Consider the following 26,461-nt stretch of genomic DNA (forward strand, 5'->3'; position numbering starts at 1 on the left):
CCCCAGCGTGTTCACAGCATGCGTGGAGGCGCAGGAGCAGGCGAGGGTCACACCGCCCCGGACGACTCCAGCTCCGCCTGCAGCTCGGTGTCCGAGGGCTCCACGAAGTGCTTGCCGTTCGGCAGCACCACGACGGGGATGTTCTTGCGGCCGCTGATGGCCTCGGCCCGGTCGGCGGCGGACAGGTCCGCCTCGACGTCCACGTAGTCGTAGTCGACCCCGAGGCGGTCGAGGAGCGCCTTCGAGCGTCGGCAGTCGCGGCACCAGTCCGCGCCGAACATCGTCACCTTGTCGAACGTCGCATCAGTCATGTCCTCACAGTACGTCCGACGGCCGCGGGACATTCCCGCGTCGCCGCCCACGCCCCGACGACGCGTGACCGCATGACCGTCAGCCCGCGCGACTCCGCGCCGACCCGCACGCCCTACGATGGCCCCATGCCGCAGCGACCCGACCCCGAGCGGGCCGCATGGGCCGCGGCAGCCGTCCGACGCTTCGCCGCGGCGACCAACCTCCTCGTCGCCGGCCGCACCGTCCGTGTGCTCGGCGGCGACCCGCGTGACGCCGCGGCGCTCGTCGCACTGCTCACCGGGCTCGGTGCACGCACCGCGGTGGACACCGCCCCTGCGGACCACGAGCCGGTCGACGACGAGCCGATCGACCAGCTCTGGTGCCTCGGTGACCCGGACGAGTCGACCGCTGCCGTCGAGCGCGAGACCGACCGGCCCCGCGGTGCGACCCTCGTGGTGGTGGACGCCGGCCGGTACGTCCCCGCGGTCGACGAGGACGCCTTCGGCCCGGTCGCCCCGGCCCGCCCCGGGGTGCTCGCCGTCCCGACGTTCTCCGACGACGTGTTCCTCGTCTCCACCGGTCGGGAGCCCGAGGACGACCCTGCCGCCGAGGACCGCATCCGCTGGGCGCGCAGGTCGATGCCGGTCGCCCGTGCGGTCGCCGCGGAGCTCCGTGACGGCGGGCTGCTCCGCGGTACCCGGGTCGGCGTCGCGATGGTGCTCGAGCCGAAGACCGCCGTGCTCAGCCTGCTCCTGCGCGACGCGGGCGCCGAGGTCGTCGTGTACGCGCACGCCGACGAGACGGACGACGCGGTCGCCGACGTGCTCCGCCGCGCCGAGATGCCGGTCCACGCGGACAGCACGGCCTCGCTCGCCGAGCAGCACCGTCTCGCCCTGGCGATGCTCGACACGCGTCCGCACGTGCTCCTCGACGACGGCTCGCACCTGATCCGCCTCGCGCACCAGGAGCGGCCCGAGCTGCTGCCGACCATGCTCGGCGCCGCGGAGGAGACGACGAGCGGCCTCCGACCCCTCCGCGTCATGGCCGAGCGCGGCGAGCTCGGCATCCCCGTGGTCGCCGTCAACGACGCCCGCGCCAAGACCTGCTTCGACAACCGCTTCGGCACCGGCCAGTCCACGGTGTTCGCGACGCTCGACCTGGTCGACCCGCTCCCGTCCGCCGTGCACCGGGTCCGGCCGGGAGGCACGGCGGTCGTCGCCGGCTTCGGTCCCGTCGGCGAGGGGGTCGCCCAGGTCCTCGTCGCGCTCGGCTTCCGGGTCACGGTCGCCGAGGTCGACCCGGTCCGCGCCCTGCAGGCGCGCTTCGCCGGGCACGCGGTCGCACCGTTCGTCGACGCGGTGCGCGACGCCGACCTCGTGGTGAGTGCCTCCGGGGTGGCGGACACCGTGGACCACACGGTCCTGCGCGCGTGCGCGGTCGGTGCGGTCGTGTCCGTCGCGGGGGGCGTCGACGACGAGGTCGCCCTGTCCGCGGCGGCCGCCGCCGGTGCGGTCCGGACGGCCGTGGCGCAGCACGTGGAGCGCCTGACCTGGCCGGACGGCCACCAGGTGCTCGTCCTCGCCGGGGGCAACGGGGTGAACACGAGCGCCGCCGAGGGCAACCCCGTCGAGATCATGGACCTGTCCTTCGCGGTGCAGCTCGGCGCCCTGCGGATGCTGCTCGAGCGCGGCGACGAACTCCCGCGCGCCGTCGTGCCGGTCGACCCCGCGGTGGACGAGGCGACCGCCCGCGTCGCGCTCGCCGCGTGGGGGAGCCGGGTCGCTCCTCCCGTCCGGATCGCCGAGCAGCCCGCCGACCGCGAGCCGGACGTGCGGACGCACCGGTTCGGGAGACCCCGGTGACCGCGTCGCCGGTCGTGGTGCACTCGGCGCGCGTCGTCGTGCCGATGACGGCACCGCCGATCGCCGACGGGGCGGTCGCGGTGCAGGACGGACGGATCCTGCACGTCGGCGACCGGTCGTGGGTGGTCGACCAGCTCGACGCCGCCGGGCGCACGTGCACGGAGCGGCGCTGGCGGGGCGCGCTCCTGCCGGGTCTCGTCAACGCGCACACGCACCTGCAGTACACCGGCATGTCCGGTGTCGGTCAACGGCAGTACGCGGGTTTCGAGGACTGGGCGGCTGCGTTCAACCTTGACTACGCGCTCCCGCACGACTGGCGGGCGGAGGCGTCCGCGGGCGCCGTCGCATCGATCGCGGCGGGCGTCACGAGCATCGCGGACGTGGTGACCGACATCGAGGCGGCGGACGTCCTGGAGCAGCACGGCCTCGGCGGGATCGCCTACTGGGAGGTCATGGACTGGGAGAACGCGGCGTGGGAGTCCCACGGGCGCGACCAGGTGCTCGACGAGCTCGCACGGATCCCGACCACGCCCGGGGCGGGGCTGTCGCCGCACGCGCCGTACTCCCTCGACGTGGCACCGCTGCTCGAACTGCCGGACATCGTGCGCCAGCGGGGGCTCCGGCTGCACCTGCACCTGGGCGAGGCGGCGTTCGAGGGGGAGCGGGTCTCGCTCGGGCCGGTCCCGGGGCTCGAGGGCGTCGACGGCGTCGGGCACACCGCGGACTGGCACCTGGCGAACGTGCCGTCCTTCCGGGCCATGCGGGCGCTCGGCTTCGGCGCCAGTGCCACCGCGTTCGTCGACCGGCTGGGCGTGCTGGGCCCCGACTGCCACATCGCGCACGGCGTGTACGTGACCGCGTCCGACCGAGCCCTCCTGCGGGCACGCGGGACCACGGTCGCGCTCTGCCCCCGGTCGAACGCCGTCATCGGCCTCGACCCGCCGCACGTCGCGGACTACCTGCGCGAGGGCAGCCCGATCGCGATCGGCACCGACTCCCTGTCGTCGTCGCCGTCCCTCGACCCGATGGCCGACGTCACCGCACTGCACCGCATCGCCCGCGCCCAGGGGTACGCGCACCGCGACCTGCACGAGCGGCTGCTGGCGGCGGCGACGCTCGGTGGCGCGCACGCGATGGGGACGGCGGTCGGGCCGGACCGCGTCGGACACCTCGCCGTCGGGGCACGAGCCGACCTCGCCGTGTTCGACGTCGACGCCCGGACCGTGCCCGACGCGCTCGCCGAACTCGTCGAGGACGGTGCCGGCCGCGCCGTCGCGACGATCGTCCGCGGCGTCGTGCGGGCCACCGACGGCACCGTGCACCCGCTCGACCCCGAGACAGCCCCCACCCGGGGCCCCGGTTCCGGGGACACCCGGGACCCCGTCCCCCACCACGTCCGTCCCCAGGAGGAACGATGACCGACACCGCACCCCGCCCCGGCATGGTCGCCCGCCGCACCGTCGGCGGCGAGCTGATCGAGTGGCTCGACGTCCCGCAGCGCGCGGCCGCCCTCGGCATGGAGCCGCACCCGGAGGGCGGTTGGTACGTGCGCACGTGGACCTCGCCCTCGACCGTCGAGACCCCCGCCGGCGAGCGTCCCGCCGCGACCCTCATCCACTTCCTGCTGCCCCCGGGCGAGGCCTCCGCCTGGCACCGTGTCACGAGCGACGAGATCTGGATGTGGCACGGGCCGGACACCGTCGTGCTCGAGCTCGGCGGCTCCGGCGACCGGCCCGAGCCCGGGGACCGGATCACCCTCGGCCCGGACGCTGGCCGGCACCGGCTGCACGACGCCCAGGCCTTCGTGCGCGGTGGGGTCTGGCAGCGCACCCTGCCCGGCGACGGCGAGGTGCTCCTCAGCTGCATGGTGTCGCCCGGGTTCTCGTTCGACGACTTCACGATGGCGGGCGACACCGACGGCGACGCCGCGACCGCGTAGTCGACGGTCATCCGCGTCGCGGTGGTATCCCACGCGCCGGTACACTGCCTCCTGCCCGCTCCACCCCGCTCTGTCCCGCTGACGAAGGCCCTCCCGTGACCCGCACCCGCCGTCTGTCCCTCGCCGTCGCCACCGCCACGGTCGCCGCCCTCGCGCTCGCCGCCTGCTCCGCCGGTGGGAGCAGCGCCGGGAGCGACGGCACCGTCACGGACGGCAAGCTCACGATCGCGACCGGCCAGCCGGCCTACTCGCCCTGGGTGGAGGACGACGACCCGCAGTCCGGCAAGGGCTTCGAGTCCGCCGTGGCCTACGCGGTCGCGAAGGAGATGGGCTACGCGAAGGGCGACGTCGTCTGGAAGCGCAGCACCTTCGACAGCGCCATCGCCCCCGGCCCGAAGGACTGGGACCTCAACGTCCAGCAGTTCTCGATCGACGCGAAGCGCAAGAAGGCCGTCGACATGTCCACGCCGTACTACACGACCACGCAGGCCGTCGTGACGACGTCGGGGTCGAAGGCTGCGAAGGACACCACCGTCGCCGCACTGAAGGGCGACACGATCGGTGTCGCCTCGGGCTCCACGAGCATCAGCTCCGTGAAGGACGTGCTCGGCGTCACCCCGCAGGTGTTCAACTCGAACGACGACGCCGTGCTGGCGCTGCAGTCGGGGCAGATCGACGCGATCGTGACCGACCTGCCGACGGCGTTCTACATGGCCGCCGCACAGCTCGACGACGGCACGGTCTCGGCGCAGTTCCCCGAGGACGGCTCCGGCGACCAGTTCGGCTTCGTGCTGCCGAAGGGCTCCGCGCTGACGAGCAAGGTCGACAAGGCCCTCGAGGCCCTGGAGAGCGACGGCACGCTCGCCGACCTGCAGACGAAGTGGCTCTCCTCGGAGACGAACACCCCCGTCCTGAAGTAGTCCGGTGACCGCCCCAGCAGGTGCCGGCACCCCGGTGACCGCTCCAGCGCCGAGCCAGGTCGAGCTCGAACGACGGCTCTACCGTCGGCAGCGCGGCCGCCGCTCGGTCGTCGTCTCGGTCGTCTCGACGCTCGTCGTGATCGCGGTCGTCTGGCTCGGCGTCGTGAACACGCCCGGCTGGGCCGCGGTGCAGCAGTCGTTCTTCGACCCGCAGACGGCGATCGACACCTTCCCGGCCGTCCTGCTCGGGCTGTGGCTGAACATCCGGATCCTGTTCTTCAGCGCGATCGGCGTCGCCGTGCTCGGCACCCTGCTCGCCGTCGTGCGGGGGCTGCGGAACCCGGTGTTCTTCCCACTGCGGATGCTCGCCACCGCGTACACCGACCTGTTCCGGGGTCTGCCGCTCATCATCGTGCTCTACCTGGTCGGCTTCGGCATCCCGGGGCTCGGCATCTTCCCGCGGCAACCCCCGGAGGTCTGGGGCACCATCGCGATCGTGCTCACGTACTCGTCCTACGTCGCCGAGGTGCTCCGCGCCGGCATGGAGGCCGTGCACCCGTCCCAGCGCCTCGCAGCCCGGTCGCTCGGCCTGTCCCACGCCGGGACGCTGCGGCTGGTCGTGCTGCCCCAGGCGATCCGCAAGGTCACCCCGGCGCTCATGAACGACTTCGTCTCGATGCAGAAGGACGTCGGCCTGGTGTCGATCCTCGGCGCCGTCGACGCGGTGCGGAGCGCCCAGATCGCACAGGCCGAGACCTACAACTTCACGCCGTACCTCGTCGCGGGGCTGCTGTTCGTCGTGATCAGCCTCCCGCTCATCCGGGTGACGGATGCCATCGCTCGACGGCAGCAGCGTCGCGAGCAGATCGGGGGGACGGTGTGAGCGAGTCGGTGGTCCTGGAACTGCGCGGACTGCGCAAGACGTTCGGCGAGCACGAGGTCCTGCGGGGGATCGACCTGACCGTGCACCGCCACGAGGTCATCTGCGTCATCGGGGCGTCCGGCTCCGGCAAGTCGACACTGCTGAAGACGGTGAACCTGCTCGAGGGCATCGACGACGGCGAGATCCTGCTCCAGGGGACGGACATCGCCGACCCCCGCACCGACGTCGACGCCACCCGCGCCCGGATCGGCGTGGTCTTCCAGCAGTTCAACCTGTTCCCGCACATGCGGGTGCTCGACAACGTCACGCTCGCGTCCCGTCGGGTGCACGGCATCGCCCGGGCCGAGGCGGAGGCGACCGCCCGCCGACTGCTCGACCGGATCGGCCTGGGCGACTTCGCCGGGGCGTACCCGGACCGGCTCTCGGGCGGGCAGCAGCAGCGTGTCGCCGTGGTGCGGGCGATCGCGACGTCGCCGGAGCTGCTCCTGCTCGACGAGGTGACGAGTGCCCTCGACCCGCAGCTCGTCGGCGAGGTGCTCGACCTCGTCCGCGAGCTCAAGGAGCAGGGCGCTACGATCCTGATGACCACGCACGAGATGTCGTTCGCCCGGAACGTCGCCGACCGCATCGTGTTCCTGCACCAGGGCGAGGTGGTCGAGCAGGGTGCGCCGGCCGACGTGCTCGACCGGCCGCAGCACCCGGCGCTCGTCGAGTTCCTGTCCCGCGTCCACGCCTGACCCCGCGTCCACGCCTGACCCGGGTCACACGGCGAGCAGCACCTTGCCGATGACCTCGCCCTCGCGGACCCGGCGGTGCGCCTCGGCGGCCTCGGCGAGCGGGACCACCGAGTCGACGATCGGTCGGACGCTGCCGTCGGCGACGAGCGGCCAGACGTGCTCGCGGACGGCGGCCACGATCGCGGCCTTCTCGTCGAGCGGCCGAGCACGGAGCGTCGTCGCGCTGATGGTCGCACGCTTCCGCATCATCGCGCCGAAGTCGAGCTCGCCCTTCTGCCCGCTGCCCGCCGCGATCACGGCGATGTGCCCGTTCGGGGCGAGCACGTCGAGGTGCTTCGCGAGGTAGTCCGCCCCGACGACGTCCAGCACGACGTCGACCCCGCGGCCGTCGGTGAAGTCGCGGGCGCGCTCGACGAAGTCCTCGGTGCGGTGGTCCACCACGAGATCGGCGCCGAGCTCCCTCGAAGCACGCACCTTCCGCTCCCCGCCGCTCGTCGCGATCACCCGGGCACCGAGCGCCTTCGCCCACACGACCGCGTGCGATCCCATGCCGCCCGTGCCGCCGTGCACCAGCAGGGTCTGCCCGGGCCGGAGCCCCGCGATCATCCCCACGTTCGAGTACACCGTGCACGCGGCCTCGGGCAGTCCCGCGGCCTCGACCAGGTCCACGCCGTCGGGCACCGGCAGCACCTGGGCCGCGGGCACGGCCACGAGGGTCGCGTAGCCGCCACCCGACAGCAGCGCGCACACCCGGTCACCGACCGCGAACCCGTCCACGCCGTCGCCGAGCGCGCGGACCGTCCCGGAGACCTCGAGGCCCAGCACATCGGACGCGCCGGGCGGCGGCGGGTAGTTGCCCGCGACCTGCTGCAGGTCGGCGTTGTTGACCCCGGCCGCTGCCACCTCGACGAGGACCTCGCCCGGCCCGGCGACCGGGTCCGGGTGCTCGTCGAGTCGGAGTCCGCCGTCGTGTGCCGTGATCGCCTGCATGCCCTCGACCGTACGCCCCGTGGCAGGGCAGACCGGCACGGCTCGTGGCACGGCAGGCCCGACGGACGCCGTGTACCGTCGGTGCCGATCCGCGCCGTTCCGTCGCGCGGGCACGACCAGGGGGGACGTCCATGTCCAGGAAGACCATCGCCGTGGCGACCGCGGCACTCGCCGTCGCACTGCTCGCCGGCTGCTCGAACGGGGGCTCGGGGAACGGCGGCGCCGAGGGCTCCGGTTCGTCGACCTCGGCAGCCTCCTCGGCCCCGAGCTCCGCGGCGCCGCAGGCCGCGTCCCAGAGCAAGGCCGAGGCGTGCAACGCGTTCCAGTCGAAGGTCGAGGACGCCGCGAAGGGCCTGCAGTCGCAGGTCACCGAGCTGCAGTCGGACCCGCAGGCAGCCGTCGCGAAGCTCGAGGAGTTCGACCAGTCGCTGTCCGACGGCGTCGACGCGGTGCAGAACGCCGACGTCAAGCCGAAGGCCGAGGCGTTCCGGTCGGCGTACACCGACATGCTGACGCAGATCAAGGCGATCACGGCGGACCCGCAGTCGGCGGACCTGTCGGCGTTCTCGGACACCACGCAGAAGGTCCAGGACGCGGGGACCGAGTTCCAGCAGGCCTGCACGTCCTGACCGCCGCAGCACGACGACGCCCCGTCCACCGATCGGTGGACGGGGCGTCGTCGTGCGGGTGCTCCGGCCCGTCAGGCCGCCGGTCGAGCAGCGTCCAAGCGAGCGACGTCCTCGTCGCGGAGCTTCACCGTCGCCGCGACGACCGAGTCCAGGATCGACTGCGGCCGCGACGCACCCGGGATCGGGATCACCACGTCGCTCTTCTGCAGCTCCCACGCCAGCGCCACGACCTGCGGCGACACGTCGCGCTCGCGGGCGATGACGGCGAAGTCCTCGTACGCGGTCCCCAGGTCGGCGGCCTTCGCGATGCCGCCGAGGGGGCTCCACGGCAGGAACGCGATGCCGAGCTCGTCGCACAGCTCGAGCTCCGGCTCGCTCGACCGGAACGCCGGTGAGAACTGGTTCTGCACCGAGACGAGGCGGCCGCCCAGGACCTCGTTCGCCTCACGGATCTGGTCGGGGTCGGCGTTCGAGATGCCTGCCATGCGGATGACGCCCTCGTCGAGGAGCTCCGCGAGTGCCCCGATCGAGTCCGCGTAGGGCACCGACGGGTCCGGCCGGTGGAACTGGTACAGGCCGACGGCGTCGACACCGAGGCGCTTCGCCGAGGCCTTCGCGGCCTCCTTGAGGTACTCCGGTCGGCCGTCCTGCGCCCACGCGCCCGGTTCCGGCCGCAGGTGGCCGCCCTTCGTGGCGACGAGCACCGCGTCGGTGTCGCCGTGGAACTCGCGGATCGCCTTCGCGATGAGCTCCTCGTTGTGCCCGACCTCGTCCTTGGCCGCCTGGTGGTAGGCGTCCGCGGTGTCGATGAGGGTGACGCCCGCCTCGAGGGCGGCGTGGATGGTCGCGATCGCCTGTCGCTCGTCGGGCCGCCCCTCGATCGACATGGGCATCCCGCCCAGTCCGATCGCGCTGACCGACACGTCTCCGATGACTCGTTGCTTCATGCGCCCAGCTTGCGCCGGTCGACCGGGGCGACGCCCAGCGTGCGCGGACGGGACAGGCCGACGGGGCCGCCGGACGGGAGGCCCGTGGCGGCCCCGCCACGCGCCTCCCGTCCGGCGGACGCCGCGCTAGGGGAGCTGCAGTGCGGTCACCTGGCCGGCCCCCGTCGCCGGGTCGGTCGCCTGCGCGAACACGACCCCGCCCCAGGTGACGACCACGATCGCCAGGACGAACCCGAGCGCGGCGATCCACCACGACGAACGACGACGCACCCAGGCGCCGACCGCGAGCACGACCGTCGCGACCCCGATGACGAAGGACCCGCCGACCGCGATCGCGGCGCCGCCGAGGAAGCGGCCCGGCGAGCACCCCGTGGCCGCGTCGCAGCTCGCGGTGGCCGAGACGACCGCGATGATCCCGACCACCAGGGTGAGGAGCGTCAGGAGGGCACCGGCTGCGAGCAGGAGGACGGTCGACACCCGGTCGGCGACCCGGCCCGCGGGGAACAGCGTCGTGCCGCCACGCGCCCACGCGGCGCGTTCGGTGCTGCCCGGGCCGGACTGGGACGGACCCGAGGGTGAGGACTGCGGCGGACCGCCGGACGGGTGCGACCAGGTCATGCGACCGGTCTACCGTGCCTCGACGCCGAACGCCCGGGCGAGCCGCTGGATCTTCTGCGCGCGGCCGAGTCGCGGCAGGTCGGAGCCGTCGCGGATGACCTGCCCGCGGGCGTCGAAGTCGTCGAGGAAGTCCTGCGCCCAGGCGACGTCGGTCGGCGTGGGGGAGATGACCTCGTTGATGACCGGCAGCTGCTCGGTGTCCAGGCAGAGCTTGCCGGTCAGGCCGAGCGACACCGCCACCTGGGACTGCTCGCGGAGGATCGCGTGCGCCGAGCCGACCGTCGGGCCGTCGATCGGACCCGGCAGGTCGCCCACGCGCGAGGCGACGACGAGCCGGGAGCGCGGGTAGGCCATGGCGAGCGTGTCGGCCGAGGTGCCGGTGTCGCGGCGGTAGTCACCCGAGCCGAAGGCCAGACGGAAGGCGCCCTGTGCCTTCGCGATCGACGTCGCCTCCTCGATGCCGAGCGCCGACTCGACCAGGGCGATCACCGGGGTGTGGCCGCCGAGCCGGTGCCACGTGTCGGTGACCTGCGCGGGCGACTCGGTCTTCGCGAGCATCACGCCCTGCAGGCCCGGGAGGCCACGGAGCTCCTCGACGTCGTCCGCCCAGAAGTCCGTCGTGACGTCGTTGATCCGGACCCAGGCCTCACCGCCGCCCGCGAGCCACGAGGCCACGGTCGTGCGGGCACCCGGCTTCGCGGCGGGGTCGACGGCGTCCTCGACGTCGAGGATGATCTGGTCGGCGCGCGACCGCTGTGCCCGCTCGAACCGGTCGGCGGCGGTGCCGGGCACGAGGAGCCACGACCGGGAGATCTCGGCGGGGACCGACCGACGCCGGTCCGGCCGGGCCGACGAGGGTGCGGGGGCGGACGGGGCGGTGCGGTCGTCGATGGCCATGCCACGTTGCTACCACACCGGCCCGTCGGACCCCGTACCGGGCCCGCACGGAAAGCCGGAAACGTCGGGTCATTGCCAGGGAGGCCGCCCGCTTCCGCCTACAGTGTCGGATGTGTGGCGAGACAGGGTGACCGACGGCGCGGACGACGCGGATGACGACGTCCCCGTCCAGGGCGCCGACGCGCCCGAGGACGGGCGCGAGCAGCGGGAGGGCGACCGGAGCGACGAGCCGGACCGCACCCTGCGGCCGGAACTGCAGCTCACGAGCCCGCAGGCGATCAGCCTGGGCGACCCGCGCCTCCAGGCCGGCAACGCCGCCGAGCCCACGTGGGACGCCTGGCGGACGCAGCTGACCGGTGTCGGCGGGACGAGCCCCCTCACGCACTTCAGCGACCACCCGCGTGCCCGGATCGAGCTGTCCACCACGCACCCCGGCGGACTCGCGCAGTTCATCACCGGCAAGACGACGCTGCTCTCGAGCCTGATCCGCGACGAGGTTGCGCTGCGCGCCGCGCGTGTCGCGGCCGCCCAGGTCGAGGCGAAGGGAACCGAGCTCGCGACCGTGCGCGGGATCGACGCCGTGAAGCTCGGCATCGGCATGGCCGACTGGCAGCACGGCGACGAGCACTTCCGCGGCCCGGTGCTGCTCCGCCCGCTCGCGATCCGTCGGCACGGCCGTGACTTCGAGGTGCGCCTGCTCGGCGAGCCGGTGCTCAACCCCGGGCTGGCCGACGCGCTGCACGAGCAGTACGGCGTCATCCTCGACGCCCAGTCCTTCGTCGCGCTCGCGCAGCAGGACGGTTCGTTCACCCCGAACCCCGTCATCGACCGGCTCCGCGGGCTGACCGCGCACATCCCCGGCTTCTCGGTGCACGCGCGCCTGGTCGTCTCGACCTTCGCCGAGGTCGCCAGCGGCATGGTCGAGGACACCGGCGACCTGTCCCACCCGGTGCTCGACGCGCTCGCCGGCAACCCGAGCGCGAAGTGGCAGGTCGAGCAGTCCTACCACCCGGTCGAGCAGACCCCGTCGGACGAGCGCAGCCCGGAGACCGACACGCTGCTGCTCGACGCCGACGACGAGCAGGAGAACGTGATCGCGCAGATCACGGCGGGCAACTCGATCGTCGTGAAGACCCTGCCCGGCACCGGCGGGACGCAGACGATCGTCAACGCGCTCGGCGGCCTCGTCGCGGCGAACAAGCGCGTCCTCGTCGTGAGCCCGCGGCGGGCGACCCTGCGGGGCATCGCCGCACGCTTCGCCGAGGTCCAGCTGCCGGGCGTCGCCGTCACGCCGGGCACCCTGCGCCGTGACGTCGTCCGGGGCATCGCGCGCAACGAGAAGGCCGCGCGTCCGAACCTCCGCGAGGTCGACGACGCCCTGGTCCGGCTCCGCAAGGTCCTCACCGACTACCGCGGCTCGCTGACCCGCGTCGACCCGGACTTCGGCGTCTCGGTGCTCGACTGCCTGGTCGAGCTGTCCCGGCTGTCGCTCCTGCCGGTGCCGCCGTCGACGACCGCCCGACTGTCGAAGCGGTCCGTGACGAGCATGGTCGAGGGGCGCTCGCGCGTCGCCGAGACCATGGTCAGCGCGGCCAACCTCGGCGAGTTCCGCTACGGCCCGGACGACTCGCCCTGGTACGGCGCCAAGTTCGGCTCGAGCGACGGCGCGCAGCGGGCGCACAAGACCGCGAAGGACCTCGACGCCGACGGCCTGCCGACGCTGCTGCGCCGTGCGCACGACCTCGTGGCGTCGACCCACATGCGGCAGTTCACGACGATCAACGAGCTCGGCATCTACCTCCGCCTGCTCACCGAGATCCGGGACACCCTCGACCGCTTCCTGCCCGTCGTCTTCGACCGGTCGGTCTCGGAGCTCGTCGCCGCGACGGCCCCTCGTGGCGAGGGCGCCCCGATGTCGTCGACGAACCGTCGTCGGCTGAAGAAGCTCGCGCGTGAGTACGTCCGACCGGGCGTGCACGTGTCCGACCTGCACGAGGCGCTGACCCGCGTGCAGCAGCAGCGCGTGCTCTGGCAGCGCTACGTCGCGGCCGGCGTGAACCCCGAGGTGCCCACGGGCATCGGGGACGTGCAGGTGCTCTTCTCGAACGTCGTGCAGGACCTCGCCCGACTCGACGAGCCCCTCGGCCGGACCGAGCGGGACCGCCAGCTCGCGAACCTGCCGATCGACGAGCTCGTCCCGACGGTCGCCCGCCTGGCCGAGGAGTCCGACGTCCTGCACAACCTGCAGGAGCGCACCGAGCTCATGCAGACCCTGCGCGACCTGCAGCTCGAGCCGCTCATCACCGACCTGGCACACCGCCACGTGCCGGACACCCAGGTGCCGGCCGAGCTCGAGCTCGCCTGGTGGCAGTCCGCGCTCGAGACGATGCTCGAGTCCGACCGGGCGCTGCTCGGCGGCAACACCGACATGCTCGACCGGGTCGAGGCCGACTTCCGGCTCGTCGACGACGCCCACGCGGCCGGGGTCTCCCAGGGCCTGGCGTGGCAGCTCGCCGAGAACTGGAAGGTCGGACTGGTCGACTGGCCGGACGAGGCGACGTCGCTGAAGACGCAGCTCAAGGAGGGCGCGATCACCTCGCGCCTGCTGCAGGACTCCGCGCCGCACCTGTCCCGGTCGATCGCGCCGGTCTGGCTCGCCTCGCCGTACGAGGTCCCCGAGATCGCCGACACGATGCCGTTCGACACGGTGATCCTCGTCGACGCCGGTGCCGTCACCATCGCCGAGACCGTCGGCGCCGTCCGTCGCGCTCGCCAGACCGTCGTGTTCGGCGACCCGGTGACGCAGACCCCGTCGCCGTTCCGGATCGCGGTCGACCCCGACCACCGGGCGCTGCAGGTGGACGAGGGCACGCTCGACGCCCTGCACGCCGACTCCGCGCTCGCGAAGCTGTCGACGCTCCTGCCGACCCTGTCGCTCACGCGGTCGTACCGCGCCGGCGGCGAGGACCTCGCCGAGCTCGTCAACCGCCGCTTCTACGGCGGCCGCATCGAGTCGCTGCCGTGGGCCGGTTCGTTCCTCGGCCACGGCTCGATCGCGATCGACTACGTCAGCGACGGCAAGGCCGTGCCGGACCCCGAGTCCGGGGCGGTCGAGAGCGTCGACGCCGAGGTGGACCGCGTGGTCCGGCTCGTCACCGAGCACGCCCGCACCCGCCCGACCGAGTCGCTCATGGTGATCACGGCGTCGGCGAAGCACGCGGTGCGCGTCGAGCAGGCCGTCCTGACCGCGGCGCAGGGCCACAAGGACCTCACCGAGTTCGTCATCGGCGACCGCGCCGAGCCGTTCATCGTCGCGACGCTCGAGCAGTCCGTGGCGCAGAGCCGCGACCGTGTCGTGTTCTCGATCGGGTACGGCCGGACCCCGCACGGCCGCGTGCTGCGCGACTTCGGTCCGCTCGGCAAGCCCGGCGGGGAGCGTCTGCTCGCCGTCGCGATGACCCGCGCGCGCCGGTCGATGGTCATCGTCACGTGCTTCCAGCCGTCGGACATCGAGGCCGAGCGGATGGGCCACGGCACCGTCGCGCTGGCCGAGATCCTCGCCGAGGTCCGCGCGCGCACCGCCGCCGAGTACGTGCCCGACGACTCCGACCCGCTGCTCGTCGACCTCGCCCGACGACTCGAGATGCGCGGCATCCCCGTCGCACTCGGCCACCGGGGCAAGCTCGGCCTGGTGGCGGCGCACGGCGGCGTCTGCGTCACGATCGAGACCGACGCGTCGCTCGTCAGGGGTTCGCTCCGCGAGTCGCTGCGGCTCCGTCCAGAGGTGCTGCGCCGACTCGGGTGGCACTACGTGCGGGTGCACGCGTTCCAGCTGTTCTCCGACCCGGACCGCGTCGCGGACACCGTGGCGTCGGTGCTCGGCGTCGACCGCGGAGCGACCCAGGAGATCTCGATCCCTCCGATCCCCGCACGCCGATGACCCGGTCGGAGACGCATCCCCGCGTGCCCGCTCCGGGCCCCGCTCGCCGGTGAGCGGGTCCCGGCGCGCGTCCCGCGCGGCCGGTCCGGTGACGGCGGGGACGGACCAGCTGGTGGGCTCGTGGACGCGGGCCGACGACGTGCCGGAGGTCGAGCCTCCCGTTCGTTCCGCAGATGACGGTGGCGGAACCGGCACCGACACGACCGACCGGCCGGGAGGCACGCCCCGCCGCACCAGGCGCGTCACCACCGCGCCGGTGCCGGGCTACGACCCGGCCGCGCCGCCGGAACCGGCCCGCCACCGCGACGGGGAGAACGACGCCCAGCTGCTGCGCGACGTGCCCCCACACTGGTGACGGGTAGCCTGGGGTCGATGACTGACACCGCGCGACGGCGACCCGACTGGCAGACGTGGCCGAACCTGATCACGCTGGTGCGCTTCCTGCTCATCCCGGTGTTCATCGGCTTCGTCGTGGCCGGACACCCCGGCTGGGCGCTCGTCACGCTCGTCGTCCTCGGTGTCAGCGACTGGGCGGACGGCTTCATCGCGCGTCGGTTCGACCAGGGCTCGAAGCTCGGGAAGGCGCTCGACCCGATCGCCGACCGCCTGGCGATCATCGCCATCGTGCTGTCGCTCGTGCTCGTCGGCCTGCTGCCGTGGCCGAGCGTCGCGATCATCGTCCTCGTGGACGCGGTGCTCGCGCTGCTGTCCGGCCTGTGGTTCCGCGGCGACCCGGACCTCGACGTCACGTGGACCGGCAAGGTCCGATCCGCGCTGCTCTTCGTCGGTCTGCCACTGCTGCTGTTCTCGTCGACGTCGTGGGCATCGCAGCACGACTGGATCCGGGTGCTCGCGCTCGTCTTCGTCTGGGCGGGCACGATCGGCCACGTCGTCGCCGGTGTGCAGTACGCCCGGGCCCTCGCCGCGAAGCACCGCGCGACGGCCCGCACCGCCTGACGCGGACGCGCGCGGCGCGGGCGTGCGCCCCGCGCCCTCCTGGCCCCTCGAACCAGGAAACCGACGTCGAACCGACCCCGGAGGCTGGTTCGACGTCGGTTCCGTGGTTCGGGACGCCCGCGGCTAGAGCTTCGTCGAGCCGCTGATCCCCGGTCCCTCGGGAGCGGTCGACGGGGCGACGTGCGCACCGCCGCCCGACGCCACCGCGTCGCCGTTCTGCGTGCGGAGCAGGTCGCGGATCTCGAGCAGCACCTCGACGTCGGTCGGCGGGACGTCCTGCGGCGTTTGCTGCTCGTCGTTCTTCACCCGCTCGAAGGCGAGCTTCTTGAGCCGGTTGACCGGGACGACCAGGGCGAAGTACACCACCGCCGCGACGATGACGAAGTTCAGGACCGCGCCGATGATCGCGCCGAACAGGATGTCCGCCGAGTCCCCGGAGACGGTGGGGATCGACACGACGAGTGCCTTGTCCAGGCTCGACGCGTTGAAGACCGCGCCGATCAGGGGGTTGATGAGCGAGTTCACGATCGCGGTGACGATCGCGGTGAACGCCGCACCGATGACGACCGCGACGGCCAGGTCGATGACGTTCCCGCGGAGCAGGAACTCCTTGAAGCCCTTCACGTGAGCCTCCTTCCGTGTCGAGGAGACCCCACCGTACCGACGGAGACGAGCCCTCGTCAGGAGGCGCTGGGCGCGGCCGGCTTCGACTCGGTCTTCTTCGGCTCCGCCTTCGCCGGCGTGCTCGACGACGGCGAGGACGACGAGGACGACCCCGACGACCCCTCGGCCTTCGGCGTCGACCGCGAGTCGGTGCGGTAGAAGCCGCCGCCGTTGAAGGTGACGCCGACCGGCGAGAACACCTTGCGCAGCGCACCGCCGCAGACGGGGCACTCGGTCAGGGTGGCGTCGGAGAACGACTGCTTGACGTCGAAGGCGTTGTCGCACTCGGTGCAGCGGTACGAGTAGGTGGGCACCCTAGCTCCGGAAGGTGATGATGCGCGACGGCGTGATGATGCCGTCGACGGGTTCGTCGTGGGCCTCGCGCGGGACCTCGTCGAGGTACTCCGCGTCGAAGATCACAGCATAGACGGGCGGCCGGTTCGCCATCGACCCGAGCGTCTTGTCGTAGTAGCCGCGGCCCCAGCCCATCCGGCAGCCGTCGTGCCCGACCGCCGCCGCCGGGGTGAGGATCGCGTCGACGTCCCCGAGCGCGAGCGGGGAGAGCACCTCGCCGACGACCTCGGGCATGCCGTGCAGGCCCTCGTGTTCGGAGACCCCGTCGTCGACCGCCCAGTCGAGCAGGCCGTCCTCGCGGGTGATCGGGAGCAGCACCCGGACGCCGTGCTCCTGCGCCCAGCGCAGGAAGGGTCGGACGTCCGGCTCGTCGGGCGCCGACAGGTAGAGCGCGAGCGAGCGCAGCTGCCGTTCCTCCACGAAGCGCTGCAGCGTCGACGTCAGGGCGGTCGTGTCGGTGTCGCGCTCCGTCGTGGTCCGGGTGCGCCGCCGCTGCCGGAGCTCGGCTCGCAGGGCGCGCTTCTCGTTCCCGAGGTCGGCGGTCATGGCGGGGAGTCTACCGAGCGCGGGTTTGCGGCTTCCCGCCGTGGGGCGCGGGATGCCGTGTCCCCCGAAGTGCCCATGCCGGGACCCAGTGGGCGTCCGGTACGTTCGCTGACATGGGCTTCCAGATTTCGAAGGCGGTGATCCCGGCCGCAGGCCTGGGCACGCGCTTCCTCCCCGCGACCAAGGCGATGCCGAAGGAGATGCTCCCGGTCGTCGACAAGCCGGCGATCCAGTACGTGGTCGAGGAGGCCGTGGGCGCCGGGCTGACCGACGTGCTCATGATCACCGGGCGCAACAAGAACGCGCTCGAGAACCACTTCGACCACGTGGCCGAGCTCGAGGAGACCCTCAAGAAGAAGGGCGACCACGAGAAGCTGCAGAAGGTCAACCAGTCGACCGACCTCGCCGACATGCACTACGTCCGCCAGGGCGACCCGCTCGGCCTCGGCCACGCCGTGCTCCGCGCGAAGATGCACGTCGGCCGTGAGCCGTTCGCCGTGCTGCTCGGCGACGACATCATCGACGCCCGCGACCCGCTGCTCAAGCGCATGATCGAGGTCCAGGGCGAGAAGAACGCCACGGTCGTCGCCCTGCTCGAGGTCCCCGAGTCGCAGACCCACATGTACGGCATCGCCACGGTCGAGGAGACCGACACCGACGACGTCGTGAAGATCACCGGCCTGGTCGAGAAGCCCCCGCAGGGCGAAGCCCCGTCGAACCTGGCCATCATCGGTCGCTACGTCATCCGCCCCGAGGTCTTCGACGTCCTCGAGAAGCAGGAGCCGGGCAAGGGTGGCGAGATCCAGCTCACCGACGCGCTCATGAAGATGGCGGGCGCCGAGGAGTGGACCGGCGGCGTGTACGGCGTCGTGTTCCGTGGACGCCGGTACGACACCGGTGACAAGCTGGACTACATCAAGGCGATCGTGCAGCTCGCCTCGGACCGCGACGACCTCGGCCCCGACCTCAAGGCCTGGCTGAAGGACTTCAACGCGGGAGAGTAGCCACCCCGTCACGAACGGGTCCGGGGTCCGCCCCGGGCCCGTTCGTGCGTCCACCCGGTCGAGCGCCGGGCACCGGAGGAACCACAGCGATGACGACGATCCCGACCCTGTCCCACGGGCGGGTCACGATCCGGCCCCTCCGGCTCCGCGACACCCGTGACCTCGACGTCGCCCTCGCCACGAACCGCTCGTGGCTGCGGACGTGGGAGGCCACCAACCCCTCCGGACACGTCTCCACCGACGTCCGCGGCAGCATCCGGGCACTGCAGGCCAACGCCCGCGCCGGGCTCGGTCTGCCGTTCGCGATGGAGCTCGACGGTCGCTTCGTCGGCCAGCTCAACGTGTCCGGCATCACCTACGGCTCGCTCGCCAGTGCGTCCATCGGCTACTGGGTCGTCGAGGGGGCGGCCGGGCACAACGTCACGCCGATCGCGGTCGCGATGGCGGTCGACCACTGCTTCCGGGTCGTCGGCATCCACCGCATCGAGATCTGCATCCGTCCGGAGAACGCGCCGAGCCTGCGGGTCGTCGAGAAGCTCGGCTTCCGGTTCGAGGGCCTGCGCCGCCGGTACATCCACATCAACGGCGACTGGCGCGACCACTTCTGCTTCGCCCTCGTCGCGGAAGAGGTGCGCGAGGGAGTCCTCGACCGCTGGGTCGCCGGTCGCGTCCCGCACGGGGCGGGCAGCGTCCCGGCCTCCGCCCGTGAGGAGGCGGCGACCCCGCTCGACACCCGACCGCGCATCTGACGGTCGTCCCGTCGTCCTGTCACGTCGGCCTGGAGGCGCGACCCGCGTCCCACGGATTCGGTCGCGACTCGCGCAACACGCGTCCGGCAATGGGCGGTCCGGGGAACGCGCACCCCTACCGTGTCCCCATGGCAGGTATCGGCTCCTGGGGCGGCGGCATCGTCCTGCTCATCGCGGCCGTGCTCTGGGTCGTCTACCTCATGCCGTCGTGGGCGGCTCGTCGGCAGTACCTCGCGACCGAGCGGAACGCGATCCGGCTGCAGCAGACGCTGCGCATCCTCGCGCAGACCGCCGAGCTCCCCGACGAGGTCCGGGTCGAGATGAACGCGAAGTCCCTGGCCGAGGCGCAGCGCGTCGCCCGGTCGGAGGAAGCGAAGCGGGCCGCCATCGTCCGAGCGCACGAGGCCGCGCGGCAGCGTGAGATCACCCGGCGCCTCGCGGAGCAGCAGCCCCAGCTCGAGCGGGTGTCGTCCGTCCCCGCACTCACGGCCATGCGGATGCGCCGCTCCCGGCTCGGTGCGACCCTCTTCGGCGCGCTCGGTGTCCTCGTCGCGGCGGTCGTCTTCGTCGCGGCCCCGGGCGCCTGGCTCGTCGGTGTCGCCGGGCTCGTCGCCGCCGGTGGGTCCGCGGCGGTCCTGGCGCAGCTGCACCAGGTCGCCCAGGCGCGGAAGGCGCGTGCCGCGGCGGGCGCTGCGGCGGTGACCCGTGCCTCCCGGCCGTCGACCGCGTGGACGGACCCGGCACCGCCGCTGTCCACCGAGCAGCCCGCCGAGCCGACGCGCGACCGGAGCTGGACGCCGGCCAGCGTGCCGAAGCCCCTGTACGTCGAGCGCCCCGCGGCGCCCGCGCCGTCGCCGGAGTCGTCCGCCGAGCTCGCTGCCCGGCTGCGCGAGCGCGTGGCCGAGGCGAAGGCCGAGGCCGAGGCCGAGGCGGCTGCCATCCGGGCGGGGGAGACCGACCCGACGCTCGCGCGGGTGTCCCGGATGCGGTCCGACGTCGAGGAGGCCGCTGCGTCGCTCTCCGCCCACGACCAGGGCCGTCTGGCGGAGCGACTCGGGCTCCGTGCCCCGGCCGGGGAGGCGGCGCCGTCCCGCCCCGCCGGATCGCCTGCCGCCGGATCGCCTACCGCCGAGCCCGCCGTCGCCGCCGAGCCCGAGCAGTCGGCGACGCCGAGCCGCTGGGCCGGCATGGGGGTCATCGACGACGAGGCGTACCGGCAGACCGACCTCGACGCCGTCATGCGTCGGCGCCGCGCGGTCTGACACCGTCCGTGCGCGGCGCGCCCGGACGTGGCGGGCCGATTTCGGTTCGCGCTCCCGGTGGTGCTAGTGTGGTCGAGCACTTGGGGCTATGGCGCAGTTGGTAGCGCGTCTCGTTCGCAATGAGAAGGTCAGGGGTTCGAATCCCCTTAGCTCCACCAAGCAGCAGCGAAGGGCCACCCGATCGGGTGGCCCTTCGTCGTTCCTCCGCGAGCGCGTCAGCCCGGCACGCTGTCCGTCAGGACGCCGGCCTGCGCGAGCGACGCGTGGATCGCGTTCGCGGCCTGCTCGAACGCCCGGTTGCCGCGGGCCACGCCGAGCGCGCCGCCCTTGACCGCGGACCGGCCCGAGCCGCGGAGCAGTCGTGCGACGGTCCGGCCGTCGGGCGCGACCATCAGCTGCACGTCGAGCCGCGTGTGGAACGTCCGGTCGTTCAGGAGACCGCCGACGAGCAGGGTGAGGCCCAGGCTGCCGCGGGTGCCCAGCAGCGTGCCCTGGTCGCCGTCGGTGATCGTGTAGCCCTCGCGGACGAGGGCGTCACGGACGATCGTGCGGGTGGACTCGGGGTCGGCGGCGACGAAGAAGTCGTGGCTCTCGGGCATGTGCGGGTCGATCCTTCCGGTGGATGGTGTGCTGCCAGCGATCCTGCCGTACCGTCGCCTACCCTGGTCGGGTCATGACTGCCTCGTTCACGCGCCGTTCCCTGCTGTCGCTCGCCGGCGTCGCCGGCATCGGGGTCGCCGTCGCGGCCTGCTCCCGCGCCGACGACGCGTCGTCGGGCGCGACCACCCGCGCCGGCGACGGGCCGAGCGGCGCGTCGCCCGGGTCGTCGCCCTCCGGCTCGTCGAGCGCCCGCCCCGCGGCGACCGCGGTCGAGCCGGCGCAGGTGCCGCTCGCCGGTGGTGTCACGGTGACGGTCACGGGGACCGGCCTCGCCGCGGTGCAGGGGGTCACGGTCGGCGGGGTCGCGGCGCGGGACGTGCAGGCCTCGGCGACGACCGTGACCTTCACGGCGCCGCACCAGGCGATGTACACGGCGGGGTCGGCTGACGTCGCGCTCTTCACGTCGGCGATCGAGCCGAGCCCGTCGGCGAACCGGTCGTCGGACGGCAACGGCAGTGCCGCCAACGACGGGCAGGCCGGCGCCACGCAGGACCAGGCCACCGCGACGCCGACCCCGACGGCCGCGCCGGTCCCGGACGCCTCGACCGCGGTCGCGACGGCCTCGGTGGCCTACGCGGCACTGACGGACGTCGACCGGCAGCTCGAGTACGCGATGCGGTACTGGGCGGACTACAACCTCGCCGAGTACGGCACGATGAACCCGATCGGCGGGGACTGCGCGAACTACGTCAGCCAGACGCTGATCGCCCGTGGGTGGGAACAGCGCGACGACTGGTACAGCCGGTCCGGCGGCGCGCAGCACAGCGCCACGTGGACGTACTGCCCGGCGATGGACCCGTGGATGACGGCGAACGCGGCGACCTTCGGGTTGACGCGACGCTCCCTCGACGAGCGCAGCAAGGTCAAGGTCGGCGACATCGTGTTCTACGACTGGAACGACAACCGATCGCCCGACCACGTGACGATCGTGTCCGAGGTGTTCACGGAGCCCGACGGCACGATCCGCATCAAGTCGGCGAGCCATAACCAGGACGGGCCCTACCGCGACCTGGACGAGATGATCACCGTGCAGCACCCCGGCGGCACGGCCTGGTTCCACACGTTCGACGCGTAGCGGCGACGCGGCGCGGTCACCCGCCCTGCCGCCCCGTCGGCGCCGGTCGGCGCCGGTCCCGCGGGCCGATCGCGTTGCGCCGGCGCCGGTCATGCCGGCCGATCGCGTCGCGCCGGCGCCGGTCGTGCGCACAACCGGGAGCACCTCGCGCCACGTGATCACGTGGCGCGAGGTGCTCGCCGTTGTGCGGCGGCATCCGACACCGCGTTCCGACAGGCCGCCGCGACGCGACGCGCCGCCGCAACGCGACGCCGCGCCCCGGCTGCCCGGCCGACGCGACGCGACGCGACGTGACGCGGCGCCCTGGCCGCTGCCGCCGCGCCCCGGCCGCCGCGCCGACGCTCAGGGGTACCCGAGGAACCAGAGCAGCACGATCGCGACGGGCTGCAGGCACACCCCGACGACCAGCCACGCGGTCGTCCGTCGCCGCGTTCCCGTGAACACGTCGGCCCCGAGCAGCGGTGCCGTCGGCATCAGCAGGCGCGGCAGGCTCTGCTGCGGCAGGAACACGGCCACCAGGTACAGCGCGTACGCCGCGGTGAACGACACGACGTCGACGCCGAGCGCCCGCACGCCCGGTCGGGTCCAGGACCACACCGCCCCGGCGAGGACCACGACCACGAGCACGACGCCGAGCGGGCCGAGCCACGTGGAGGCCATCGTGAACCACGGCGTGAGCGGCGCGAAGTGCTGCCGGCCGACGAACCCGACCCACCACGACAGCTCGGTCGCGAGGTACGCGTCCGGCCGTCCGGTCGCCGCCGTCGCCACGACGGGCCACGCCAGCCCCGCCGCCGCGACCCCGAGCCCCGCGAGGACGATCGCCACGGCATCCCGCACCGGCAGCGCCCGGCGCTCCCGGACGACCCGCACGACCAGGTGCACCGCGAGGGCCACCGCGAGCGCGAGCACCCCCGGCTTCGTGAACGCCGCGACGAGCCCGAGCGGCAGCACGAGCCAGTACCGCCGGCGCACCAGGGCGAGCAGTGCGCTGAAGAGCAGGAGCAGGAACGTGCTCTCGGCGTACGCCACCTGCAGCAGGAACCCCGTCGGTGCGAACGCGAAGAGCACCGTCGCCCGGGTCGCCCGCCGGTCGTCGGTCACCGCGCGTACGAGACGCCAGAGCACGATGCACGTGCCGGCGCCCGCGAGCGTGGCGACGAGCACGCCTGCGGCCCAGAAGGACCCGCCGACGAGCGGCTGGACGAACCGTGCGAGCGCCGGGAACACCGGCAGGAAGGCCCACGGGTTCGGCAGCACGTGACCCGCCGCGTCGGTGGGCAGCGTCGTCGGGTAGCCGTGCTCGGCGATGGTCCGGTAGAACGACGCGTCCCACGACCCGAGGAACGCCGTGAACGTTCCCTCGCGTCGGACCGACGCGAACCGCCACCCGTGCGCGGTGGCGAGCAGCCAGACCGTGAGCAGCAGGACGGTGCTGACCACGCGGGAAGCCAGCCACACGACGAGCGGAGCGGTCCACCCGCCGTGCCGTCCCTCCAGGCCGACCGTGAGCAGACGACGGACGCGGGACGGCAGCCCCGGCCGGGAGGCACGGGTCGTCTCCGCCAGGTCGGTCACCGCCCGAGTCTCCCATCTCCGCAGCCGCCGCCCGCTGTCCGGTCATCGCACCTCCAGGATCCGTCCGGGCGACGGGCGTTGTATCGGGCACGTTCCCTGGAAACCACCAACAGGAGGAAGCATGCCCTTCGTCACCGTCGGCGCCGAGAACGGCCACGACATCGAGCTCCACTACGACGACCTCGGCGCGGGCGACCCGGTCGTCCTGATCCACGGCTGGCCGCTGTCCGGCCGCTCGTGGGAGGGCCAGGTCCCGGCACTCGTCGAGGCCGGTCACCGGGTCATCGCCTACGACCGCCGCGGGTTCGGGCAGTCGTCGCAGCCGTGGGGCGGCTACGACTACGACACGTTCGCCGCGGACCTCGACAAGCTCATCACCGAGCTCGACCTGACGAACGTCACCCTCATCGGGTTCTCGATGGGCGGCGGCGAGCTCGCGCGCTACGTCTCGACCTACGGCACCGCGAAGATCAAGAAGCTCGTCTTCGCCAGCGCGGTGCCGCCGTACCTGTGGAAGTCGGACGACAACGCGGACGGCGCGGTCGACCAGGACCTCGCCGACTGGTTCGCGAACGGCATCACGGGCGACCGTCCGGCGTTCCTGCACCAGTTCGTCGACATGTTCTACACGCCGGGCGGCGAGCCGGGTCTGCTCAAGAAGCCGCTCGTCAGCGAGGACCAGCGTGCCTACGACCTGGCGATCGCCGAGCTCGCCTCGCCGAAGGGCACGCTCGACTGCACCACGGCGTTCGCGACGACGGACTTCCGCGACGACCTGACGAAGGTCGACGTCCCGACGCTCGTCATCCACGGCGACTCGGACGGGATCGTGCCGTTCGAGGCGTCCGGTCAGCGCACCGCGGCGGCCATCCCGAACGCGCAGACCCACGTCATCGAGGGTGGCCCGCACGGCGTGCTCGCCTCGCACAAGGACGAGTGGAACGAGGCGGTCCTGCGCTTCCTGGCGTCCTGACCTCCCCGCTCCGCAAGACGCAACGTGGGCGGTTCCTCGCAGCGGTGTACCGCTGCGCAGGACCGCCCACGTTGCGTTTCGCGGGTCGCCGGTGCCGGGCGCGGCCTCAGCGCCCGGTGACCGCGGCGCGGATGCGCTCGATCGGGACCTTCGGGGTGCGGTCGGCGTTCAGCAGGCCGTTCGTCTCCTGCATCGTGTCCGTCAGCTGCGTCCAGCACGACCCGGCCAGGAACGAACTCGCCCGGACGCCGTCGTAGAGCGCCGTGATCCGCGCCACCCAGTCGTCGCCGTCGACGGCCGAGGTGTAGCCCCACCCGTCCTCGCGCTTCGCCCCGGGCTGGAAGTCCACGCCGCCGAACTCCGTCAGCATGACCGGCTGCCCCTGGTCCGTCGCGCCGCCCACCAGGATCCGACGATCAGCGGGCCCGCGCCCACCGAGCAGTGCCGTCCGTGCGGCGTCGTCGGTGTAGGTCGCGGCGAGCCGGGGGCCGTCGCCCTCGTAGTCGTGCACGGTGACGATGTCGGAGTTCGTGTGCTCCCAGCCGTCGTTCGAGACCACCGGCCGGGTGGGGTCGAGCGCCCGGGTGACGTCGGCGAGTGATCGGGCGTAGGCCTGCTGCGCCGGGTCCGTCGCGATGTGCTGCACGCCCCAGCTCTCGTTCGCCGGCACCCAGGTGACGATCGACGGGTGCGAGGCGTCGCGTTCGACGGCGTCCATCCACTCCCGCACGAGCCGCTGCACGGCGAGCGGGGAGAACGCGTACGCGCCGGGTGCCTCACCCCAGACGAGCAGCCCCAGCCGGTCCGCCCAGTACAGGAACCGCGGGTCCTCGATCTTCTGGTGGTTCCGCGCGGCGGTGAAGCCGAGCTCCTTGATGAGCTCGACCTCGCGGCGCAGGGCCTGCCGTGACGGTGCTGCGAGGTGCGACTCCGGCCAGTAGCCCTGGTTGAGGACACTGCGGACGTCGTAGGCGCGGCCGTTCAGCAGGAAGGCGCCGCCGTCGATCCCCACGGTGCGGACGCCGAAGTACGACGACACGGCGTCCAGGGGCACGCTGCCCTCGGCCGGCAGCAGCGTGACGACCGCGTCGACCAGGCGCGGGGTCTCGGGGGACCACACCAGCTCGTCCTCGGCCTGACCGTTCTGCTGCCGGGCGACGGGCACGACGACCTCGACCTCGTGCGCGGCCACGGGCACGACCGTCTCGACGGTCGCCAGGTCCTCGTCGCCCTCGGACCAGTGCGCCGCGACGCGGATCCGCGCGCCGGCGGGGCGCTCCCCGACGAGCCGGACGGTCAGCCGCACCGTCGCGTGGTCGACGTTCGTCCAGCGCAGGGCCCCGATCGACGCGGTCGGCACGGCCTCGAGCCAGACGGTCTGCCAGATCCCGGTCGTGCGGCGGTACCAGATGGCGTGCGGGTGCTCGTGCCAGTCCTGCTTGCCGCGCGGCTGGGTGACGTCGTGGGGGTCGTCCTCGGCGCGGACGACCAGGGTGTGCGTCGCGTCCGGCTCGGTGCCGAGCGCCTCGGTCACGTCGAGCGTGAAGGGGGTGTGTCCGCCCTCGTGCTCGCCGATGAACTGCCCGTCGACCCAGACCCGCGCGCGGTGGTCGACGGCGCCGAAGTGCAGCAGGAGCCGGGGTGCCGCGTCGCCGTACCCGGCGGCGTCGAGCTCGGCGCGCGTGATCGTCCGGGCGTACCAGACGACGGGGTGGAACCCCGGCTCGTCGATGCCCGACGCCGGCGACTCGGGTGGGAACGGCACCGTGATGTCCCGGGCGTCCGGGAACCCGGAGCGCCAGGTCGGGTCGTCGCCCGTGTTCCGGAACGACCACGTCCCGTCGAGGTCGGCCCACGCGCCGCGAAGCATCTGCGGTCGGGGGTACGAGCCGTCCTGGTCGGAGGCGCGAGGGAGCGTGTGCGATGGGGCGGCGACGGTGCCGTCGAGCGAGGTCATGCATCCATGCTGGCCGCTCCGTACATCGTT

General features: G+C 73.1%; 25 protein-coding genes and 1 tRNA gene. 15 read left to right on the forward strand and 11 right to left on the reverse strand.

Going from position 1 to position 26,461, the window contains the following annotated elements; genetic code table 11:
• Window positions 1-47: 47 nt before the first annotated feature.
• Window positions 48-311 carry a glutaredoxin family protein gene (locus M3666_RS15745; protein ID WP_066656489.1) on the reverse strand — a complete coding sequence of 88 codons (264 nt, stop codon included), beginning with the start codon at window positions 309-311 and terminating at the stop codon, window positions 48-50.
• 126 nt (window positions 312-437) lie between these two features.
• Here M3666_RS15745 and M3666_RS15750 point away from each other — a divergent pair, with 126 nt between their 5' ends.
• The 6 genes from M3666_RS15750 to M3666_RS15775 all read left to right on the forward strand — a co-directional run bounded on the left by M3666_RS15750 (window position 438) and on the right by M3666_RS15775 (window position 6,632).
• Window positions 438-2,153 (forward strand): adenosylhomocysteinase, encoded by a 1,716-nt coding sequence (locus M3666_RS15750; RefSeq protein ID WP_251155748.1) that lies wholly within the window; start codon window positions 438-440, stop codon window positions 2,151-2,153.
• Complete coding sequence (locus tag M3666_RS15755) at window positions 2,150-3,571, forward strand: amidohydrolase family protein (RefSeq protein WP_308301860.1); 1,422 nt, start codon at window positions 2,150-2,152, stop codon at window positions 3,569-3,571. The genes M3666_RS15750 and M3666_RS15755 overlap by 4 nt, the downstream gene beginning before the upstream one ends.
• The gene (locus tag M3666_RS15760; RefSeq protein ID WP_235426380.1) at window positions 3,568-4,092 is read left to right on the forward strand and encodes a cupin domain-containing protein; all 525 of its coding nucleotides are present in this window, start codon (window positions 3,568-3,570) and stop codon (window positions 4,090-4,092) included. The genes M3666_RS15755 and M3666_RS15760 overlap by 4 nt, the downstream gene beginning before the upstream one ends.
• A 95-nt stretch (window positions 4,093-4,187) precedes the next feature.
• Window positions 4,188-5,012, forward strand: a complete 825-nt coding sequence (locus M3666_RS15765) for an ABC transporter substrate-binding protein (protein WP_209685464.1) — start codon at window positions 4,188-4,190, stop codon at window positions 5,010-5,012.
• Window positions 5,013-5,016: 4 nt separating this feature from the next.
• Window positions 5,017-5,895 carry an amino acid ABC transporter permease gene (locus M3666_RS15770; RefSeq protein WP_066656480.1) on the forward strand — a complete coding sequence of 293 codons (879 nt, stop codon included), beginning with the start codon at window positions 5,017-5,019 and terminating at the stop codon, window positions 5,893-5,895.
• Window positions 5,892-6,632, forward strand: a complete 741-nt coding sequence (locus M3666_RS15775; protein WP_066656477.1) for an amino acid ABC transporter ATP-binding protein — start codon at window positions 5,892-5,894, stop codon at window positions 6,630-6,632. The genes M3666_RS15770 and M3666_RS15775 overlap by 4 nt, the downstream gene beginning before the upstream one ends.
• Window positions 6,633-6,656: 24 nt before the next feature.
• On the opposite strand, the gene M3666_RS15780 is transcribed toward M3666_RS15775, so the two are convergent.
• Window positions 6,657-7,622: an NAD(P)H-quinone oxidoreductase gene (locus tag M3666_RS15780; protein ID WP_251155749.1), complete on the reverse strand. Its 966-nt coding sequence runs from the start codon at window positions 7,620-7,622 to the stop codon at window positions 6,657-6,659.
• Window positions 7,623-7,753: 131 nt separating this feature from the next.
• Here M3666_RS15780 and M3666_RS15785 point away from each other — a divergent pair, with 131 nt between their 5' ends.
• Window positions 7,754-8,251: a hypothetical protein gene (locus tag M3666_RS15785; RefSeq protein ID WP_251155750.1), complete on the forward strand. Its 498-nt coding sequence runs from the start codon at window positions 7,754-7,756 to the stop codon at window positions 8,249-8,251.
• A 71-nt stretch (window positions 8,252-8,322) separates the two neighbouring features.
• Here the strand turns inward: M3666_RS15785 and M3666_RS15790 are convergent, their stop codons facing one another.
• The 3 genes from M3666_RS15790 to M3666_RS15800 form a co-directional block, all read right to left on the reverse strand.
• A complete protein-coding gene (locus M3666_RS15790) occupies window positions 8,323-9,198 on the reverse strand; it encodes an aldo/keto reductase (protein ID WP_066656468.1) in 876 nt (291 codons plus the stop codon).
• 126 nt (window positions 9,199-9,324) lie between these two features.
• Window positions 9,325-9,816, reverse strand: a complete 492-nt coding sequence (locus M3666_RS15795; RefSeq protein WP_251155751.1) for a DUF6264 family protein — start codon at window positions 9,814-9,816, stop codon at window positions 9,325-9,327.
• A 9-nt stretch (window positions 9,817-9,825) separates the two neighbouring features.
• Window positions 9,826-10,713: a CoA ester lyase gene (locus tag M3666_RS15800; protein WP_200884115.1), complete on the reverse strand. Its 888-nt coding sequence runs from the start codon at window positions 10,711-10,713 to the stop codon at window positions 9,826-9,828.
• 112 nt (window positions 10,714-10,825) lie between these two features.
• On the opposite strand from M3666_RS15800, the gene M3666_RS15805 reads away from it, so the two are divergent.
• Entirely contained in the window at window positions 10,826-14,653 is a 3,828-nt protein-coding gene (locus tag M3666_RS15805; protein ID WP_081985099.1) for an ATP-binding protein, read from the forward strand.
• Between the two features lie 372 nt (window positions 14,654-15,025).
• On the forward strand, window positions 15,026-15,610 hold the full coding sequence (locus M3666_RS15810; protein WP_251155752.1) for a CDP-alcohol phosphatidyltransferase family protein: 585 nt from the start codon (window positions 15,026-15,028) through the stop codon (window positions 15,608-15,610).
• A 123-nt stretch (window positions 15,611-15,733) separates the two neighbouring features.
• On the opposite strand, the gene mscL is transcribed toward M3666_RS15810, so the two are convergent.
• Genes mscL through M3666_RS15825 form a run of 3 tightly spaced genes read right to left on the reverse strand, consistent with a single transcriptional unit; the run spans window position 15,734 to window position 17,173 of the window.
• The gene (mscL, locus tag M3666_RS15815) at window positions 15,734-16,234 is read right to left on the reverse strand and encodes a large conductance mechanosensitive channel protein MscL (RefSeq protein ID WP_066656454.1); all 501 of its coding nucleotides are present in this window, start codon (window positions 16,232-16,234) and stop codon (window positions 15,734-15,736) included.
• Window positions 16,235-16,290: 56 nt separating this feature from the next.
• On the reverse strand, window positions 16,291-16,587 hold the full coding sequence (locus M3666_RS15820; protein ID WP_251155753.1) for an FmdB family zinc ribbon protein: 297 nt from the start codon (window positions 16,585-16,587) through the stop codon (window positions 16,291-16,293).
• Window position 16,588: 1 nt separating this feature from the next.
• A complete protein-coding gene (locus M3666_RS15825; protein ID WP_066656450.1) occupies window positions 16,589-17,173 on the reverse strand; it encodes a 5-formyltetrahydrofolate cyclo-ligase in 585 nt (194 codons plus the stop codon).
• A gap of 113 nt (window positions 17,174-17,286) precedes the next feature.
• Between M3666_RS15825 and galU the strand changes: the two genes are divergently transcribed.
• The 4 genes from galU (at window position 17,287) to M3666_RS15845 (ending at window position 20,346) form a co-directional block, all read left to right on the forward strand.
• A complete protein-coding gene (gene galU, locus M3666_RS15830; protein ID WP_066656448.1) occupies window positions 17,287-18,177 on the forward strand; it encodes a UTP--glucose-1-phosphate uridylyltransferase GalU in 891 nt (296 codons plus the stop codon).
• Window positions 18,178-18,266: 89 nt separating this feature from the next.
• On the forward strand, window positions 18,267-18,926 hold the full coding sequence (locus M3666_RS15835) for a GNAT family N-acetyltransferase (protein ID WP_066656446.1): 660 nt from the start codon (window positions 18,267-18,269) through the stop codon (window positions 18,924-18,926).
• A gap of 128 nt (window positions 18,927-19,054) precedes the next feature.
• Window positions 19,055-20,188 carry a hypothetical protein gene (locus M3666_RS15840; protein ID WP_144411380.1) on the forward strand — a complete coding sequence of 378 codons (1,134 nt, stop codon included), beginning with the start codon at window positions 19,055-19,057 and terminating at the stop codon, window positions 20,186-20,188.
• Window positions 20,189-20,270: 82 nt separating this feature from the next.
• Window positions 20,271-20,346, forward strand: a tRNA-Ala gene (locus tag M3666_RS15845).
• A gap of 57 nt (window positions 20,347-20,403) precedes the next feature.
• On the opposite strand, the gene M3666_RS15850 is transcribed toward M3666_RS15845, so the two are convergent.
• Window positions 20,404-20,787, reverse strand: a complete 384-nt coding sequence (locus M3666_RS15850; protein WP_251155754.1) for a hypothetical protein — start codon at window positions 20,785-20,787, stop codon at window positions 20,404-20,406.
• A 74-nt stretch (window positions 20,788-20,861) separates the two neighbouring features.
• Here M3666_RS15850 and M3666_RS15855 point away from each other — a divergent pair, with 74 nt between their 5' ends.
• Window positions 20,862-21,923, forward strand: a complete 1,062-nt coding sequence (locus M3666_RS15855; protein WP_251155755.1) for an amidase domain-containing protein — start codon at window positions 20,862-20,864, stop codon at window positions 21,921-21,923.
• Between the two features lie 342 nt (window positions 21,924-22,265).
• On the opposite strand, the gene M3666_RS15860 is transcribed toward M3666_RS15855, so the two are convergent.
• On the reverse strand, window positions 22,266-23,501 hold the full coding sequence (locus tag M3666_RS15860; protein ID WP_251155756.1) for a mannosyltransferase family protein: 1,236 nt from the start codon (window positions 23,499-23,501) through the stop codon (window positions 22,266-22,268).
• 121 nt (window positions 23,502-23,622) lie between these two features.
• On the opposite strand from M3666_RS15860, the gene M3666_RS15865 reads away from it, so the two are divergent.
• The gene (locus tag M3666_RS15865) at window positions 23,623-24,474 is read left to right on the forward strand and encodes an alpha/beta fold hydrolase (protein ID WP_251155757.1); all 852 of its coding nucleotides are present in this window, start codon (window positions 23,623-23,625) and stop codon (window positions 24,472-24,474) included.
• A 106-nt stretch (window positions 24,475-24,580) separates the two neighbouring features.
• Here the strand turns inward: M3666_RS15865 and M3666_RS15870 are convergent, their stop codons facing one another.
• The gene (locus M3666_RS15870; RefSeq protein ID WP_251155758.1) at window positions 24,581-26,431 is read right to left on the reverse strand and encodes a glycoside hydrolase family 2 protein; all 1,851 of its coding nucleotides are present in this window, start codon (window positions 26,429-26,431) and stop codon (window positions 24,581-24,583) included.
• Between the last annotated feature and the right edge of the window lie 30 nt (window positions 26,432-26,461).

It is taken from the genome of Curtobacterium sp. ODYSSEY 48 V2, from assembly GCF_023712625.1.
In the GTDB taxonomy this organism is placed as follows: domain Bacteria; phylum Actinomycetota; class Actinomycetes; order Actinomycetales; family Microbacteriaceae; genus Curtobacterium.